Here is a 15,998-nt window from a genome sequence, read left to right on the forward strand (position 1 = left end):
ACTGCCATCTCTTGTTCATTACTTTCAGTGCGGAATGTTGATGCTTCTTTTTTGTCTCTTTATTTACTTCAATTCGTTTCATTTTGATCTCCATTAGGGATATTCGCTTCTTGAATTAAATAATGCGGTCTTTTTTTCGTTTCATAATAGATTCTGCCGATATATTCTCCGATGATCCCAAGGCTTAACAACTGAATGCCCCCGAGAAACAAAACGGCTGAAATAATGGTGAAATAACCCGGCACTGCCACGCCGTTGGTCATGATTTTAACGAATGTGCTGATGATATAAACAATGGATAGCAGTAAAATAAAGATTCCCGTATAAAAGCAAATGCGCAGCGGCTTGTTGTTAAAAGATACGACACCGTCCATTCCGTAGTTAAAGAGATTGCTGAATGACCATTTGGAAGTACCGTTTTTCCGTTCGACATTTTCGTAAAAAACGATTTTCTGATCAAAGCCGATCCAGCAAAACAGCCCTTTCGAGAAGCGGTTGCCTTCACTTAATTTCAGCAAAGAATCGACCGCCTGGCGGCTCAGCAGGCGAAAATCACCGACACCGTCCCTTAAATCCACTTCCACAGCTTTGTTTATAAATTTATAGTAAAGCGATGAAAGTGCGGAGCGAACCGGATTATCCCCTTTCCTGTTTCGCTGGGCAATCACTTGGTCATACCCTTCCTCATAGCCTTTAATAAATTCATGCAGCAAATGCGTCGGATGCTGTAAATCCGCGTCCATCACAATGACAGCCTCGCCCTGAACATGCTCAAAACCGGCCAGAATCGCAGCTTCTTTTCCGAAGTTCCGGGAAAAGGAAATATATTTGACTCTGTCACAAATTTGAGTCAAACTTTTGATCTGCTGAAGTGTGTCATCTTTGCTTCCGTCGTTTATGTAGAAAATTTCATAATCATAATGAATGCTTTTGAATTCCTTTTTCAAGGATTCATGAATGAGTTTGACGTTGTTACCTTCGTTATAGGACGGGATAATAATTGAAATTAATCCTTGTTTCATTAAGGCACCTTCTTTTGGTATATTCTTTTTTAAGTATTGCCTTATGGGAGGTGTACGCAAATTCTTCAGTAAGGCTTTTCCTTTTTTAAAAGTCGTTTAAACCTATTATTTGTTACATTTTGTTTAAAAAATTTCAATTTGCGTATGTTTTTATTGTTATTTTGTCATGTTTTCAACCATCTATGAGAAAAAAAGAAAAAAGTCTGCGAAAGAGACAGACTTTACAATGTGTTGTTATTTATAAATTCTAGGATCAGCCTATTCACAATGTCAGGTTTTTCATGGTTGATCCAATGTGTTGCCTCATCCACAAAAATGAGATGGCCGTTCGGACAGCGTCTGACGGTTTCTTTCGCAAGCTTCCTGCTTAAGAAACGGTCTTCCATCCCCCATATCAGCCTGTAAGGTACCGTGTGTTTCGGTTGAAGTGCCCTTAATCCGCCCTTTCCTATTGCTCTGTACCAGTTCAGCATGGATGTGAGCGCTCCTGGTTGGCTCCAAGCTTCTTTATACTTGCTTACATCCCGGCTTGAAAAAAGTTCAGGGCGGTTTGTTAAGCCGATAGCCTGATCCAATACTTGATAATCGTTCCGTTCTAAAGACGCCTCCGGTATATCTGGAAGCTGAAAAAAGGCGATATAGGAGCTTTTTTTCCACTGTGGCGGATAAACAGGCGTTACCTTTCTCATCACTGTCGGGTTAGGCATATTGACAGCAATCAGTCTGTCTGCATATTCAGGCCGGGTGGCTGCCAAATGCCAAGCTACAGCTCCTCCCCAATCATGTCCGATCACAACCGCTTTGTCATGCGTGAACTGGGTAATGAGGCCGATGATGTCATTTCTTAATGTGTCGAGCATATAATTCCTGATGCCTTCCGGTTTTTCACTCAAATTGTATCCTCGCTGATCAGGCACGATCACTCGGTAGCCCGCTTCTGCCAGCGGTTTGATTTGGTTCTTCCACCCGTACCAGAATTCCGGGAACCCGTGCAGAAGCACAACTAAAGGGCCGTCCTTAGGTCCTGCTGAAGCTACATGCAGCGTGACTCCGTTTGTTTTCACATATTGAAATTCAATGTCTGCCATCTGTTTCCCCTCCATATTTCAGCTTTTTCAGCCTGGTTTGCGTTGTGAAAAACGTCAGACTACATGCCGTGAGCAGATAAATGAACTGGAGGATGATATTAATGACGGTCTCCGGTCCTAAAATTGTGTCGCTCACAAAACCAGCCCCCATGACGAACAATCCGCTGATTAGCATGACATTTGCGCTGTACCGATTGCCTTCTTTCCATAACGTATCCTCTGACATTGAAAGCCTCGTTCTGTAACCGTACAAGCTGTTGATATGCCGAGGCGGGAAGCATTTAACCAAGAAACCCGCAATTACCATTAATCCGCCGCCGATTAAACCAATCATGTGACCACTCTCCTTTCTTAGTATTACGAAAGAAGTCGGGAAAATGTTTCCTTTAAAAAAGCCAGGTCATGGTAAATGATCTGACTTTTTTGCTTGCAGCCGATGATAGCGGGCCATCGGAGGACGCCCGCGTTTTAGCGATTGATTCGGTTTGTGCACACGCTGAGTCTGCCTTTACTTAATATTCAACTGTAAATCGTCAGTATGGATATAACCTCTTACTCCATCATAATCAACATATGCCCACTTGAAATCAAATCCGCCATTCTCACCGAATCCCCATCCTAAGAAAGAAACTTGGGTGCCTGAAGAAATGCTTTGTTTTTTGCCGACTTCTGGTGTCGGTGAATAAAAAGTTGTTTTATTTGCTGTTTTTGCGAGACTTGTCTGTTTCATTAAGAAATGAGTGGATATATACGCTTTTTGGCCTTTGAATTGAATCTCGGCCCAGTCGGCGCCTGCAAAACCTTTCACATTCACTTTGTCTTCTGATTTCAAGGTGCCGAGAATTTTCCCTTTATGATTGGGTTGTGTTCGGACGTTCAGTTCGCCTGCTTTAATCATATATGAATCTGTTGGCATTGTGACATTCGTTTGGTGAGATGATGCTGCTTGTGCTGTCGGAATGGAATCAAAAGGAACATTGCCTGCTGCTGTGAATCCCAGTCCAGCGGCCGCGGTAAAAGCGATCAGTGCTTTTTTCATTTTCATATGTAGTTCCTCCTCGCATATTGACAAGATATAGTAGGTATTTCCACCATTGATTCAGTTTTAAACCTTTTTTCTTATGAATAAGAAAAGACCTGCCGGAAACCATCCGGCAGGTCTTTGTTTTCGTTTAATGCAGCAGTCCTCTGCTTTGATTCAGATAATCATTCACATCTTCACGCGCGCTTTGAAACATGTGGAGCTGGCTGCCGTAGTGGTCAATCCATTCTTTTACGATCCGCTCCGTCATTTCTTCGCCTTTATAAGTGTGTCCTGCTTTGGCATAGGTCGCTTCAAAATCTCCCCATAACAGCTCAACCCAAGTTTTCGCCTGTATATAGCTGAGCATCTCATTTTTCTCAAGCAGCAAATTTGTCAGCTTCTCAATATATGTATTCATCGTTAAACTCCTTCCAAGAAAAAAATTACGCTTTAAAACGGCTTGTTCTCCGTATACTAACCTTACGTCTTCAGATGATGAGACGCAACTTTTTGATCTTGACTGGGGGTAATGATATGGTACGGAACAAAGCAAAAGGCTTTCCTAACTTAAACAACAATAAATTTGAAGGCGAACCGAAAGCGAAGGATGACTTTGCTTCAAAGCGCCCCGACGGATCAACGAATACGCATCCTCAAGAAAGAATGAGAGCATCCGGTAAACAATAAGGAAAAACAGCTGCGGGTGTCTGCAGCTGTTTTTGTGTGTCTAGCTTTTATTGATTTCATATTGATACATGCTTTTCTTTTCAGAAAAATGCGCGAATGTGGAGAGAACTAGGCCCAGAGCGGTCACCAGCGCTCCGCCGGCAAACAGCCAGTGATAAGACCCGGTTCCGCTTAAGATGATTCCGCCGATCCACGCTCCGAGCGCATTGGCGAGGTTAAACGCAGATACACTGACAGCTGCGGCAATGGTTGTTCCGCTATTAGAAGATGATATCACCTTTGTTTGCAAGAGCGGAGGGGTGCCGAACGCGCAAGCCCCGAATAAGAACGTGGCTAAAATGGCCGCTGCCGGATATACCGCCATGTATGGAAAAACAGACAGCACACCGATTAAGCCGATCATGACGCCAATCATCGTACGTGTCAGCAGATGAAGCGGCACTTTTCCTGCGAAAAAGTTTCCTGCGACTCCGCCCAACCCGTAGGCAAATAAAGCGCCCGTGATGCCCACGGTGCCAAATCCTGCTGAATGTCTGAGCATCGGTTCAATGAACGTATAAGCGATAAATACGCCTGAATAACCCAGAATGGTAATCGCAAACGAATACAGCACTTGCTTTTGTTTGAACACGCCCCATTCATTCATAAGCATCGGAATGACTTTTGGTTTCCGGTTCGGAACAGTCAGCATAAGGCCGATAAAACCGACTGCGCCAAGGATGGTAATAATTCCAAAGACAAATCGCCAATTCATGATATCTCCTAAATAGGAGCCGAACGGAACGCCGAGCATTAAGGCTACTGTTAAACCGCCGTTCATGGATGCGGCGGCGGCTGAACGTTTTTCAGGCGGCACCATTTCACTTGCAAATACCATTGCGATAGCAAAGAAGGCACCGTGTATCGACGCTGATAAGATTCTCGAAATAGCCAATACAGCAAAATTAGGCGCTAACACGCTGATCAGGTTAGACAGGACAAAGATTCCCATTAATCCGAGAAGCACAGGTTTTCTCGGCAGTTTGACTGAAATAATCGTTACGAGCGGGCCTGTCAGACAGACGCTTGCCGCATACGCGGTGACAAGAAGCCCCGCAGAGGATACATGTATGTTAAAGTCATCGGCAATCGACGTCAAAATACCCATCACAGCATATTCGGTATACCCGATCGAAAAGGTGCAGATCATTAATACGAAAATGATCAGTTTAACTGATGCCTGCTTATTTTTGATACTCAACGCAAATCGCCTCCTTTTTAAAAAACAACAGATTTCATCTTAAAAGATATCAGAGGCGAATTCAATCATTTTTCACTAAAATATTATAGCTAATGTGCCGGTGCCTTTTTTTCAAAAAAAAGAAGAGGCCTGTTTTCAGCCTCTTCTTTCACCTTTTTCTTTTAAGACAGATATCGGCAGGGCCTCTTCCTGTTCGGGAGAAGATTTCCGGAACCCCCATGCAAACACTCCGTTTAAATAGCTGATATGAAACTCGTCCTCTGCACCTTCTATCTGGTAGCTTTCGCCCGGTGAAAAGTCTTCCGGTTTCAGCAAATATGCTTTTGCCATCGTGATTTTCCGTTCCAGCACCGCCAGTTCATTTACGATTCCAAGCTGTTCCGCTTTTCTCGCTTTTTCAGAAAGTCCGGCAATTTCTGTATGCAATTCGTGCTCAGTCATTTGGCTGTATCGTTTATCCATTCTGTAATTACTCCTCTTCCTGCAGAAATTGGTCAATCATATCCAGTGAGAATCCTTTTCTGAATAAATATTGTTTTACCTTCATCTTGCTCTCGTAGGAGCCGTCATATCGGTATTTTCTTAGCGCCTTTTCAGCGTGCTGCCGTAACGCTTCCCTTTCTGTATCTTCATCGTTTGCATACTCGGTCTGCTCAAGCGCCGCTGTGATGACGTCGAAGGAGAAGCCCTTTCGCTGCAGAAACATTTGCGCTCGCTGCTTGATTTCTTTTGTAGAGAGCTTTTTTTCTTTTTTCAAGATTTTTCCGATATGCTTCAGCGCCTCTTCTGTCTGTTCCTCAAAAGAAAATGTGCTCAATGTCTCTTTGATCGTATCATCGTCGATCCCCTTTGACCTTAACTCTTTATAAAGAACGTCCGGTCCCTTTCCATTTGTTTTCTTATGTGTGCTCGCATAAGCTTCTGCGAACTCTTTATCATTCAGATAGCGATAATCATTCAGCTTATGGATGATTTCTGTAATGGCCGGATCTGATATTTCTTTTTTCTTTAAATAGTCCGTTACCTCTTTTGTTGAGCGCATCCGGTATGATAAAAATTCAAGCGCCCGGTTAAAGCCTTTCTTTACTTCATCCCCGTATTGAATCTCAACGATATCAAGGTCGTCGAGTTCTTTTCCTTTTTTCAGGTCGAATTTGACGAGTACGTCTGCATCCACACTGAAAGCATATTTATTATCGAGAAAAATGTTAAAGCGCTCGGTCGTTTTTTTCTGCGTTGTGATTTTCGTGATAAACGGCATGCCGATCTCCCTTCTTGCGCCCATGTCAGGCGTTTTCTTTTATTAAAATGAGGTAAAGTATAACTATCAGAATCTTGAGGAGAGATGTTTATGAATATTGCGATGACGGGCGGCACCGGATTTCTCGGTCAGCATCTGACAGGTGTTTTCACCCGGCAAGGACACCATGTCTATATTCTATCAAGAAAACCGAAAGAAACTGAACAAAAAAATATCACGTATGTTCAATGGCTGACTGAGGATGCTGCGCCTGAACATGAGCTTCCCCATATTGACGCGTGGGTGAATCTCGCGGGACAATCCATTTTTGACCGCTGGACGGAAGATACAAAACAGAAGATTCTCTCCAGCCGCGTTGATTCAACGAGAGAAGTGAGAAGGCTTATTCATAAACAAACGGAAAAACCGGACGTCCTCATTCAGGCGAGCGCTGTCGGCATTTACGGTACGAGCGGCAGCGAGTCCTTTACGGAGGATTCCCCCACATCAAATGAAGACTTTCTCAGCCATACGGCGCATGTATGGGAGCGCGAAGGACAGAGGATCGAAGCGCTCGGCATTCGCACCGTTTATGCAAGATTCGGCGTCATGCTTGGAGAAAAAGGCGCCCTGCCCCTGATGGTGCTGCCATACAAGCTGTTCGCCGGGGGGACGATCGGTTCAGGGGATCAATGGCTGTCATGGGTCCATGTAGGCGATGCGGCCGACTTGATTTCTTTCGCGATCGAACATGACAGCGTATCCGGCCCCGTTAATGTAACATCACCAAATCCTGTCGAAATGAAACAGTTTGGCAAAACGATCGCACACATCAAACACCGTCCACACTGGCTTCCCGTGCCGGAATTCTTTTTAACAAAAGCACTGGGCGAAATGAGCCTGCTTATTGTGAAAGGACAGCGCGCTCTGCCTAAAAAAGCCATTGTAGAGGGGTTCCGTTACACCTATTCGGATCTCGGCTTTGCACTCTCCCATCTATTAAAGAACCAGAACGCTGTATAAAATTAGCAGGAATGCATCACCCTAAGCATACACTGTTTATCATAAAGGAGGGTCTTTTATGGAAAAGAAGCGGGAGAAGCATCAGCAGGGAGCGAATCTGAAAAAAATGCAGGAAGTACTTTATTCCGGCGAATTTAAAAAAGCAGAAAAAGCTGCCAAACGCAAATAAACTTTGCTTTGAATAGAAACGCGTCAGCGGCAGATACTATGTTTGTTTGATATCACTTTTTTCAGGGGGAATGTGCAATGGGCAGAAATCATATCCACAAAAACCGTGATAAAAACAAACAAAAACTTCCTCAAGTTCCTGATGCATATAAACGTGAAGCTGACGGCGTCTATGAGGAATACTCAAGCGAGCTTGCTGATTCAGCAGACCGTGAAGCACAAGCGCGTATGAAAGCCGCTGACAATCGGGCGAAAAATAAAAACCGTTAACCGGCAAAAACCCCGTCTCTTCTTGAGACGGGGTTTTTTTACAGTTCGGTAAACCGCTCGCGCACAGGTGTGCGGTCTTTGACTTTCGGCATTTCATCAGGATAGCCGGTTTGGATGATAGCGGCAAAGCGTTCGTCGTCCTTCAATCCGAATGCCTTGTGCATCTCTTTATCGTAAAGGATTGGGCCGCTTTTCCACACCATGCCGATTCCTTTTTCCCAGGCAAGGAGCTGAAGATTTTGGATGAGGCAGCTGACAGCTGCAAAGTCGTCATCTTTTGCTCTTTCATTTTCATCCACTTTACATACAACAAGAAGAAAACCGGGCACACCACTCAGCGTGTTTTTCACATTTTGCACCTTTTCTTCTGTCAGGTCGGGTTTTGTTCGTTTGAAAAAAGATATATACTGATTTGCAAGATTTTTTTTACCTGTTTCGCTTGAGACGTAAATAAATCTCCACGGCTCCGTCAGTCTGTGGTTTGGCGCATATACAGCGGAATCAAGCATCTCCAGCATGATATCTGAAGCAACTGGTTCAGCTTTGAATTTTCTGATTGATCTTCTATTTCGGATAATATCTCGAATGGATGAATGTTGATTTATTTGTTCGGTGTGAGGCATGCCGATTCACCTTCCTATACAATTGAAAATGATTATCATTAGTAATGATAACGGAAAGGAATGCCTTTTGTAAACTAAAATCAGATGTTAAGTATCAGGGTTTCCGCATATACGGCGGTTCCTGTCATTTTTATTTTCATTTCTTGGTTTTCTTCAAGGACAGCAATTTCAACTTTTCCGTCTTTTCCCCTCTCTTGTCCTTGTTCAATTGTGAAAACCTGCTGATCCGAATGGCCGTAAGTTTTCATATAGGCAGCCATCACGCCGGAAGCTGTGCCGGTTACGGGGTCTTCCGTTGTTCCCGAATAAGGCGAGGAGAAATGGCGGCCGTGCAGATCGCAATCGGGATGAATCGTTTCAAACGTAAACGGATGGACGGAAGCTTTGGGAAGATCAATTAAAACGTCTGGGAATTGATTGTTATTCGGCCTCATTCTTTTTGAAGCATCTAAGGTTTTTAACGGAACAATTGTCGTCCAGATCCCCGTATTGCCATAAACAATCGGCAGTTCGTCATGAAAGTCGCTGATTGTTAAGCCAAGAGAGGCCGCCAGCTTTTCTTTATCTCCTGTAAAAGCTTTAAATTGGGGAGAAGCCTGTTCAAGGGTAATATGTATACGCCCCTCCCTTTCTGAAATCTCCACAGGCAAAATGCCGGCTTTCGTTTGTATGTTATATGTCTTCCCCTTTTCAAGACCGCCTTTTTCACACAATGCAAATAATGAGGCGACGGTTGCATGTCCGCATAAGTTCATTTCGTGTCCAGGTGTAAAATAGCGGATTTCTAAATCGGCCGAATCGCTTTTCAATAGAAAGGAGGTTTCCGAATAACCTGTCATTTCAGCGATTTTTTGCATATCATCTTCTGAATAGCTGTCTCCGTCAAACACAATTCCCGCCGGATTTCCTTGGTTAGGTTCGCTCGCAAATGCTTCATATTTCAATACCTTTGCCTCTCTCATGTCAAGCCATCCCTTTCTGCTTTCATTGTCACGTTTAGTATAACAAACAAGAAATGAGAATATTTAGTATTTTAAAACAAAAAACTCATTTTCTTCTGAAAATGAGTTTTCTAAATCAGTTATTTCTTGTTTTATATAACAGATAAATGAAGTAAGGTGCGCCGATCGCAGCTGTGAAGACGCCAGCCGGGACTTCCACCGGGGAAAAGAACGTTCTCCCGACAATGTCGGCCAATAAGACAAGCAAACCGCCGATCAGTGCAGATACAGGCAAGAGCGCGCCAAACGACGAACCGACAAGCCGCCTTGCAATGTGGGGCGCCATTAATCCTACGAAACCGAGGGTGCCCGCAACAGAAACCGCACAGCCGGTTAAGGCGGTACTTAACAGCAGCAGAAAAAAACGGTTTCGCTGAACAGAGCTTCCCGCACCAGCCGCCACATCCTCACCAAGCCCTTGTATATTCATATTTTTAAGCGAAAGAAAACAAATCACTAAGAGTACAATTGAAAATACCGCAGCCACTTTCACATGCTGCCAGTTTGACCCGTAAACAGAGCCTGTAATGTAAACATTGGCTTGAGACGCCCTGTAGATAGGGCCTTTAATCATCAGCAGTGTCGTCATCGCCTGCGCGCACATGGAAAATCCTATGCCGATCAACACGAGACGGAAGGTCGAGGCGCCGTTTTTGTACGCTAATACGTAAATGATGAGCCCTACGAGCGCGGCGCCGATAAAGGCGGCGACGGGAAGCCAGGACAGACTGACGGTCAGCGAATCATTGCTGTCTGAAAAGAGCAAGAGAAAAAGCATAACCGCCACAGCGGCGCCGCCTGTTATTCCGATAATATCAGGAGAAGCCAATGGATTGCGGACCAGCCCTTGCAAAATCGCGCCGGAAACGGCCAAACAAATCCCCGCTACTAAAGCGACCAAAATCCTCGGCATACGGAATGACTGCACAATCATTTCATCGAGTGTTGTGCCTGCCCCAAACAACGTCTTTGCCACTTGCCACGGGGAAATGAACCGCTGGCCGAGACCCGCGCTTATCAACAGTGTTGCCGCCGTCAAGATGAGTAAAATCAAGAAGACGGACAAGGCTTTTTTTTCGGCTGCCGTCATGACTTTTCCGCTGCCGAAACGAAGCGTCCGAATCTGTTTCATATAGTCTTCCCCCTTCTTGCAATATAAACAAAGATCGGCATTCCGATAATCGCCGTCATTACACCGACCGGAACTTCCTGCGGCATAATAATATAGCGCGCGCCAATATCTGCGGTCACAAGCAGGATCGCGCCCAGCACAGCGCTAAAAGGCAAAATCCAGCGGTAGTCATTTCCGATGACAAACCGGGCAAAGTGAGGAATGATAATCCCGATGAATGAAATCGGCCCGGCGATCGCAACTGCCGAACCGGCAAGCAGAACGATACATATCGCCATAACTAATTTTAACAGACCCGTTTTTTGCCCAAGGCCCTTGGCTACGTCTTCTCCCATTGACAGCAAATTTATTTTTTGTCCGAGGAAAAAACTGATGATCAGCGCAACAGCGGCATAAGGCAGCATTAACAAAAGCAAATGGAGACTGCGTCCCTGTACAGAGCCTGTGAGCCAGAAAAGCACTTGTTCAAGCTCAAGCTCATTCACAGCGAGCAACCCTTGAGTCAGAGAGGAAAACATCGCCGCCATAGCAGCTCCGGCCAGCGTCAGCTTAACCGGAGTTAACCCTTCCCTCCCCAATGAGCCAGCTCCATACACAATCGCCGCGGTAAAGGCTGCGCCGATAAAAGAACTCCACCCCAGCGCATGGGGCGATTGGATATGGAGAAAGAATGAACCGGCGACCACGAAAAATCCGGCCCCCGCGTTTATTCCGAAAATCCCCGGAGAAGCGAGCGGATTTTTTGTCAGCGCCTGCATTAAAGCTCCGGCGACAGCCAGCGAGGCCCCGACCGCTGTGGCTACGAGGGCGCGCGGCAGCCTTACATTTTGCACGATTAAGTGTTCGTTTGATCCGTCAAAAGATGTAAACGCTTGATAGACCAATCGCCATGAGGTATCTGTATATCCATACACGACACTCGCACAGTTTACTGCCAATAACAAAATAAGAAGACTAATCAAAACCAGAACTTTAAAATACGTCTTACGAAAGAGCATCGTCCAATTCTCCTATTTTTCACTATGTATACATCCTTATTAATTTTATCAGACTCTAGTGATTTTGAAAATCAACCTCAATTAATGATTGACAGTCAGATTGTTGATAATTATGATCTAATTGAGAACAGATTTCAATGTGGGAGGAAAAAAATGAAAAAGCAAATCACCATGCTATTCGTATTCGTTATGGCAATCATGGTACTTTCTGCCTGTAACAGCAGCGGGAGTTCAAATGACAGCAAGGGAAACAGCAGTGAAACAAGAACGATTAAGCATGCGATGGGGACGTCAACTAACATTCCCGCGAATCCAAAGCGAATCGTGGTGCTGACGAATGAAGGAACGGAAGCGCTTTTAGCTCTCGGAATTACTCCCGTTGGGGCAGTCAGATCGTGGAAAGGCGACCCGTGGTATGACTATATTAAAAACGATATGAAAAATGTAAAAGACGTGGGGCTTGAAACCGAGCCGAATGTGGAAACGATTGCGGAATTAGAGCCTGATTTAATTATCGGAAATAAAGTGCGCCAAGAAAAGATTTATGACCAGCTGAATAAGATAGCGCCGACTGTCTTTGCCGAGTCTTTGGCGGGCAATTGGAAAGATAATCTGACTCTTTATGCAAATGCAGTCAACAAAGCGGATAAAGGAAAAGAAGTCATTCAAACATTTAATAAACGTGTGTCCTACATCAGCGGAAAACTTGGCGACCAGAAAAACAAAACGGTTTCAGTCGTCCGTTTTATGTCCGGCGAGTCCAGAATCTATTATAAAGACTCTTTTTCAGGCATCATTTTAGACGAACTTGGCTTCAAGCGTCCGGAAAAACAGAAGGAATTGTTCAAAAAACAGAAGGATCAATTTATTTTTTCAACCGACAGTAAAGAATCCATCCCTGACATGGACGGTGATGTCCTGTTCTACTTTACGTATACAGCTGATAACGCCAAAGATAATGTAAAATGGCAGAATCAGTGGACGAGCGACCCTCTTTGGAAAAACCTGAAGGCGGTAAAATCCGGAAACTCTCATGAGGTGGATGATATCGTCTGGACGACAGCCGGCGGAATCAAAGCGGCGAACCTGCTTCTGGATGATATTGAAACAACCTTTTTAAAAACAAATTAAACAGAAAAAAGCTCCGTCTGCGCCAGACGGAGCTTTTTCATATTACCTATTACGCTTGCTTTTCCCGATCAGCCGTGACACGAGAAACATCGTGACAGGCAGCGATCTGTTTTTGCGGTACGCGAGATATTTTCCGCGCCACACCGGTTTATATTTCTCTTTAAATGCCCTGAGGCCGCTGAAGCTGTACATATAGCGCACATTATTGAAAATGACGGCGGCAATCCGTTCTGACCCAAAGGACGTAAAGGACGTGCCGACATTCGCCAAGGGCGCCATCCCCATGTTAAAGGCCGTGTAGCCTTGTTCCTTCGCCCACAGAAACATCCGGATAAACAGGGCGTCCATGATGCCGTTTGGCGCTTCTTTCTTATACCTCATGAGATCCACCGAGATTTCTCCTTCTTGGTACATCGGCATCACACTGGCGAACGCAATGATTTTTCCTTCCGGGTCTTTCATATAAGCGACAGGTGCTTTTTGCAAATAAGAAACATCAAAATATCCAAGTGAGAAGCCTTTCTCTTTTTTCGGGCCGAGCCATTCATCAGAGATCTGTTTCAATTCCTCTATAAATGCTTCAGAAAAAGGCGGCTCATCGACATGAAAAGTATATTCTTCTCTTTCAAACCTGTTGTTAATCGCCCTGAGTCCCGCCTTCTTCTTGCCTGACAGGGTAAAGGCGGTCATATCCACGATGGCTTCTTCTCCGAGTTTAAAAAAGTTGTAGCCGAAGTCATGGTATAACGCCATATCCTCCCGCTCAATCTGGTAGAACATCACACTGAAACCATGCTGGTGCGCTTCGTTTAAAAATTCTTCAAGGACAAGCGGGAATGACTCCTTCTGACCGGACGGATCGCCCAGCACCACCAATCGTCTGGATATTTTTCCAAACAGCAGAAGCGCTTTGCCGTCGCTCGAAAAATAAAACCGCTTATCTCCTAAAAATCCGAGATGGCTGAGCGCATTGCCCCCCTCTTCCTGCAAAAATTCCTGAAGGCGCTCTGGGTCGGCCTGTTCACCGATTGTTTTTGTTTTTTTATGATAGAACGCCGTGAATAATAAGAAAAACAGCGGAACGATAATGACGGCCATGATGGTTGCATGCGTGATATGTGAAGTATCGTGCACAAAGTAATCATGGCGAAGGAGCCGGTTCATCCGGTCCCAAATAAATCCCGCGATGATGTTATAGTTGAACAAGGCCACAACGAAAAGTGCAACGGCAAAAATCATTTGTCCGAGGGTATAAGATGCCTGTTCTCTGACAAATTGTTTTTTCAGAAGCACGAACAGCACAATTACGATCGGCAGAATAAATATAGCGCTGATATTCAGCCCTTTCAAAAAGCTGAATACAAATCCGCCGACAAGCGCTGTGACCGCCATCATATAAGAGCGTTTTGTCCGTTTATACAGCTCAATCGGCAAAATGAGCAAAATTAAAGCAGAGCTTAAACTCAGTCCGTTAAACAGCAGCAAGGCTGGACGCGGAATGTGCGGGATGACGGTCAGCTTATCTATCGGCAGAGATACCGAGACGAGGACAATAACCCCCGCAACAAACACAATGAGCGAGAGTGAGCCATACAGCAGCCGGATTAAAATCGCCCTTTGCAGAATCAGCAGCACATTGGTCGTTTCAATCGCCGGGGCAATACGCGGGTTCGTTTCAAACCGCTTCATCGTATTCTCAGTTAAATCGCCAGCCGCGAAGAAAAGGCCAATCACAAATGGAATAAAGGAATACACAATGCGATAAAGCACGAGCGATGTGACTATGGCTTCTTGATGAAAGCCTAAATGCTCCATACCGAGTAAAAACAGCAGGTCAAATGAACCGAAGCCTCCGGGCACAAGGCTGATCAATCCGCCGAGGGCAGCGATCACAAATACGCCAAATACATGCCTCACATCAGCATGAATCCCCATGGCGAACAAGGACAAATACATGACCATGCCCGCAGCGAGCCATTCTGCAAATGAAGCTCCGATATAGGAAACTATCGGATTTTTAACCTGAGCCGTTTCTTCGGTGTTCTCCGTTTTTGCATTTTTCACCTTTGCCGCGATGAGGGATACGGGAACGACAAGGGCAAAGCCGATTACTACAATCCAGAGCCACGGTTTTTCATTCATGACTTCTTCTACAGGCAGCACTCTCACAGCCACGAGAATGCTGAAGACAGACAGGCCTAATACCATAGAAGATGTAAGCCACGCGATTCCCTTGACCAGGCCTTTTACATCCTTCGTATGCTCCTTGTAAAACATCGTTCTTAAGCCGACGCCTGCCAATCCGCCGAAGCCCAGCACATTATTAAATGAATTGGCAATCCATGATACTCTGAAAACCTTCGCATTCGAGATGGAAAGGCGCAGTGAGCGTTTAAGCACAAAATCGTATAAAGACATCGCCGCAACCGCGAGCAGTCCGATTAATACAAGAATAAATAAGTCCGTCCGCTGCAAGCCGTTGATGACCATAAGAGTTCTTTTGAAAGACAGGTTCGTCAGTTCATTTTTTAACGCATAGATCACAAAGAGCAAAACAGCAATAGGAAATACAATTTTTAATATCGATAAGGCATTTTTTTTAATCAGCAATGATCTCTCCAATCGTCTTACAGCTATTTTGTTATGTTTCCCCCAATAATCTTCAACATATTATACACTACCACATCATTTGCGGACAAAACCCAGTCAATGCAACTTTCTTTCTTCCGTAAAAATCAGTAATATGGAAGCAGGAGCAAATGATGAGGAAGTGAGAAGATGGATTACAACTTACATGACACGACCGTATTAAACGAAAACATCCTATCATCTGAGGAACGGGAAATATGGGTGCTTTATATGAAGGTGCTGACTGCCGCGGGGCTTGGAGATGTATCCGAATGGATGAAGCTTGATATGAGCATGCCGCAAATGAAAGTGCTGATGCTTTTGAATAATCACGGGACACTAAAGGTCAGTGACATTGCTGAGAAAATGGGCGCTTCCCTGTCCAACACAACCGGCCTTCTAGACCGCCTTGAGAAATCAGGTTTTATTAAACGTTCACACTCTGAGACGGACCGCCGCTCGGTCGTGATTCAATTAACAGAGGATGCGAAGAGTATTTTTCGGGGGCTCTATGAGAAAGGCCACACCAAATTGAAACGGTCTTTGGAAAAGCTGACCGCTGATGAAAAAGCAGCTGTTACTCAAGGCCTTTCCATTCTCGCTAAAGCACTTGCACCTGATAACGCAGAATAAAAATCAAAGTCTGTCTGACTTGGAATTCCGGTCACAGGCTTTTTTTATTTGACATTTAGTTCACTTCGAATGAATAATATATTTAAAGTG

Annotated in this window: 19 protein-coding genes; 6 read left to right on the forward strand and 13 right to left on the reverse strand. The window is 44.7% G+C overall.

From position 1 onward, the window contains the following. Nucleotides 1-68 precede the first annotated feature (68 nt). The 5 genes from GXP75_RS17305 to GXP75_RS17325 form a co-directional block, all read right to left on the reverse strand. Complete coding sequence (locus tag GXP75_RS17305; RefSeq protein ID WP_063638870.1) at nucleotides 69-1,022, reverse strand: glycosyltransferase family 2 protein; 954 nt, start codon at nucleotides 1,020-1,022, stop codon at nucleotides 69-71. Nucleotides 1,023-1,243: 221 nt separating this feature from the next. Beyond that, nucleotides 1,244-2,110, reverse strand: coding sequence for an alpha/beta fold hydrolase (locus GXP75_RS17310; RefSeq protein WP_242557397.1), 867 nt, complete (start codon nucleotides 2,108-2,110; stop codon nucleotides 1,244-1,246). Continuing rightward, nucleotides 2,097-2,444: an SdpI family protein gene (locus tag GXP75_RS17315; RefSeq protein ID WP_061573412.1), complete on the reverse strand. Its 348-nt coding sequence runs from the start codon at nucleotides 2,442-2,444 to the stop codon at nucleotides 2,097-2,099. The genes GXP75_RS17310 and GXP75_RS17315 overlap by 14 nt, the downstream gene beginning before the upstream one ends. Before the next feature lie 174 nt (nucleotides 2,445-2,618). Then, complete coding sequence (locus GXP75_RS17320; protein ID WP_242557398.1) at nucleotides 2,619-3,155, reverse strand: SH3 domain-containing protein; 537 nt, start codon at nucleotides 3,153-3,155, stop codon at nucleotides 2,619-2,621. 127 nt (nucleotides 3,156-3,282) lie between these two features. Then, on the reverse strand, nucleotides 3,283-3,552 hold the full coding sequence (locus GXP75_RS17325; RefSeq protein ID WP_004430597.1) for a YfhJ family protein: 270 nt from the start codon (nucleotides 3,550-3,552) through the stop codon (nucleotides 3,283-3,285). 116 nt (nucleotides 3,553-3,668) lie between these two features. On the opposite strand from GXP75_RS17325, the gene GXP75_RS17330 reads away from it, so the two are divergent. Beyond that, the gene (locus GXP75_RS17330; protein ID WP_004430596.1) at nucleotides 3,669-3,821 is read left to right on the forward strand and encodes a small, acid-soluble spore protein K; all 153 of its coding nucleotides are present in this window, start codon (nucleotides 3,669-3,671) and stop codon (nucleotides 3,819-3,821) included. 40 nt (nucleotides 3,822-3,861) lie between these two features. Here GXP75_RS17330 and GXP75_RS17335 read toward each other — a convergent pair whose 3' ends face one another. From GXP75_RS17335 to recX, 3 genes are all read right to left on the reverse strand, one after another. Then, nucleotides 3,862-5,061: an MFS transporter gene (locus GXP75_RS17335; protein WP_061573410.1), complete on the reverse strand. Its 1,200-nt coding sequence runs from the start codon at nucleotides 5,059-5,061 to the stop codon at nucleotides 3,862-3,864. A gap of 135 nt (nucleotides 5,062-5,196) precedes the next feature. After that, a complete protein-coding gene (locus GXP75_RS17340) occupies nucleotides 5,197-5,523 on the reverse strand; it encodes a YfhH family protein (protein WP_061573409.1) in 327 nt (108 codons plus the stop codon). 7 nt (nucleotides 5,524-5,530) lie between these two features. Continuing rightward, nucleotides 5,531-6,322 carry a recombination regulator RecX gene (gene recX, locus GXP75_RS17345; protein WP_061573408.1) on the reverse strand — a complete coding sequence of 264 codons (792 nt, stop codon included), beginning with the start codon at nucleotides 6,320-6,322 and terminating at the stop codon, nucleotides 5,531-5,533. A 90-nt stretch (nucleotides 6,323-6,412) separates the two neighbouring features. Here recX and GXP75_RS17350 point away from each other — a divergent pair, with 90 nt between their 5' ends. The 3 genes from GXP75_RS17350 (at nucleotide 6,413) to GXP75_RS17360 (ending at nucleotide 7,762) form a co-directional block, all read left to right on the forward strand. Beyond that, a complete protein-coding gene (locus tag GXP75_RS17350) occupies nucleotides 6,413-7,324 on the forward strand; it encodes a TIGR01777 family oxidoreductase (RefSeq protein WP_242557399.1) in 912 nt (303 codons plus the stop codon). A gap of 58 nt (nucleotides 7,325-7,382) precedes the next feature. After that, nucleotides 7,383-7,493, forward strand: a complete 111-nt coding sequence (locus tag GXP75_RS17355) for a YfhE family protein (RefSeq protein WP_003223230.1) — start codon at nucleotides 7,383-7,385, stop codon at nucleotides 7,491-7,493. A 77-nt stretch (nucleotides 7,494-7,570) separates the two neighbouring features. Further along, a complete protein-coding gene (locus GXP75_RS17360; RefSeq protein ID WP_004430587.1) occupies nucleotides 7,571-7,762 on the forward strand; it encodes a YfhD family protein in 192 nt (63 codons plus the stop codon). A gap of 38 nt (nucleotides 7,763-7,800) precedes the next feature. On the opposite strand, the gene GXP75_RS17365 is transcribed toward GXP75_RS17360, so the two are convergent. From GXP75_RS17365 to GXP75_RS17380, 4 genes are all read right to left on the reverse strand, one after another. Further along, nucleotides 7,801-8,385, reverse strand: a complete 585-nt coding sequence (locus GXP75_RS17365) for a nitroreductase family protein (protein ID WP_061573406.1) — start codon at nucleotides 8,383-8,385, stop codon at nucleotides 7,801-7,803. An 80-nt stretch (nucleotides 8,386-8,465) separates the two neighbouring features. Next, a complete protein-coding gene (locus GXP75_RS17370; RefSeq protein ID WP_242557400.1) occupies nucleotides 8,466-9,347 on the reverse strand; it encodes a PhzF family phenazine biosynthesis isomerase in 882 nt (293 codons plus the stop codon). Nucleotides 9,348-9,462: 115 nt separating this feature from the next. Further along, nucleotides 9,463-10,518 (reverse strand): FecCD family ABC transporter permease, encoded by a 1,056-nt coding sequence (locus GXP75_RS17375; protein ID WP_242557401.1) that lies wholly within the window; start codon nucleotides 10,516-10,518, stop codon nucleotides 9,463-9,465. Then, the gene (locus GXP75_RS17380) at nucleotides 10,515-11,516 is read right to left on the reverse strand and encodes a FecCD family ABC transporter permease (protein ID WP_061573403.1); all 1,002 of its coding nucleotides are present in this window, start codon (nucleotides 11,514-11,516) and stop codon (nucleotides 10,515-10,517) included. Before GXP75_RS17380 ends, GXP75_RS17375 begins: the two co-directional genes overlap by 4 nt. 153 nt (nucleotides 11,517-11,669) lie before the next feature. On the opposite strand from GXP75_RS17380, the gene GXP75_RS17385 reads away from it, so the two are divergent. Continuing rightward, nucleotides 11,670-12,647, forward strand: coding sequence for an ABC transporter substrate-binding protein (locus GXP75_RS17385; RefSeq protein ID WP_242557402.1), 978 nt, complete (start codon nucleotides 11,670-11,672; stop codon nucleotides 12,645-12,647). Nucleotides 12,648-12,689: 42 nt separating this feature from the next. Here the strand turns inward: GXP75_RS17385 and mprF are convergent, their stop codons facing one another. Continuing rightward, nucleotides 12,690-15,257 (reverse strand): bifunctional lysylphosphatidylglycerol flippase/synthetase MprF, encoded by a 2,568-nt coding sequence (gene mprF / locus GXP75_RS17390; RefSeq protein ID WP_214917062.1) that lies wholly within the window; start codon nucleotides 15,255-15,257, stop codon nucleotides 12,690-12,692. Nucleotides 15,258-15,425: 168 nt separating this feature from the next. Between mprF and GXP75_RS17395 the strand changes: the two genes are divergently transcribed. Beyond that, nucleotides 15,426-15,908 carry a MarR family transcriptional regulator gene (locus GXP75_RS17395; protein WP_004430569.1) on the forward strand — a complete coding sequence of 161 codons (483 nt, stop codon included), beginning with the start codon at nucleotides 15,426-15,428 and terminating at the stop codon, nucleotides 15,906-15,908. Nucleotides 15,909-15,998: the final 90 nt, after the last annotated feature.

Source organism: Bacillus sp. HU-1818, from assembly GCF_022695965.1.
Classification (GTDB): Bacteria; Bacillota; Bacilli; order Bacillales; family Bacillaceae; genus Bacillus; species Bacillus atrophaeus.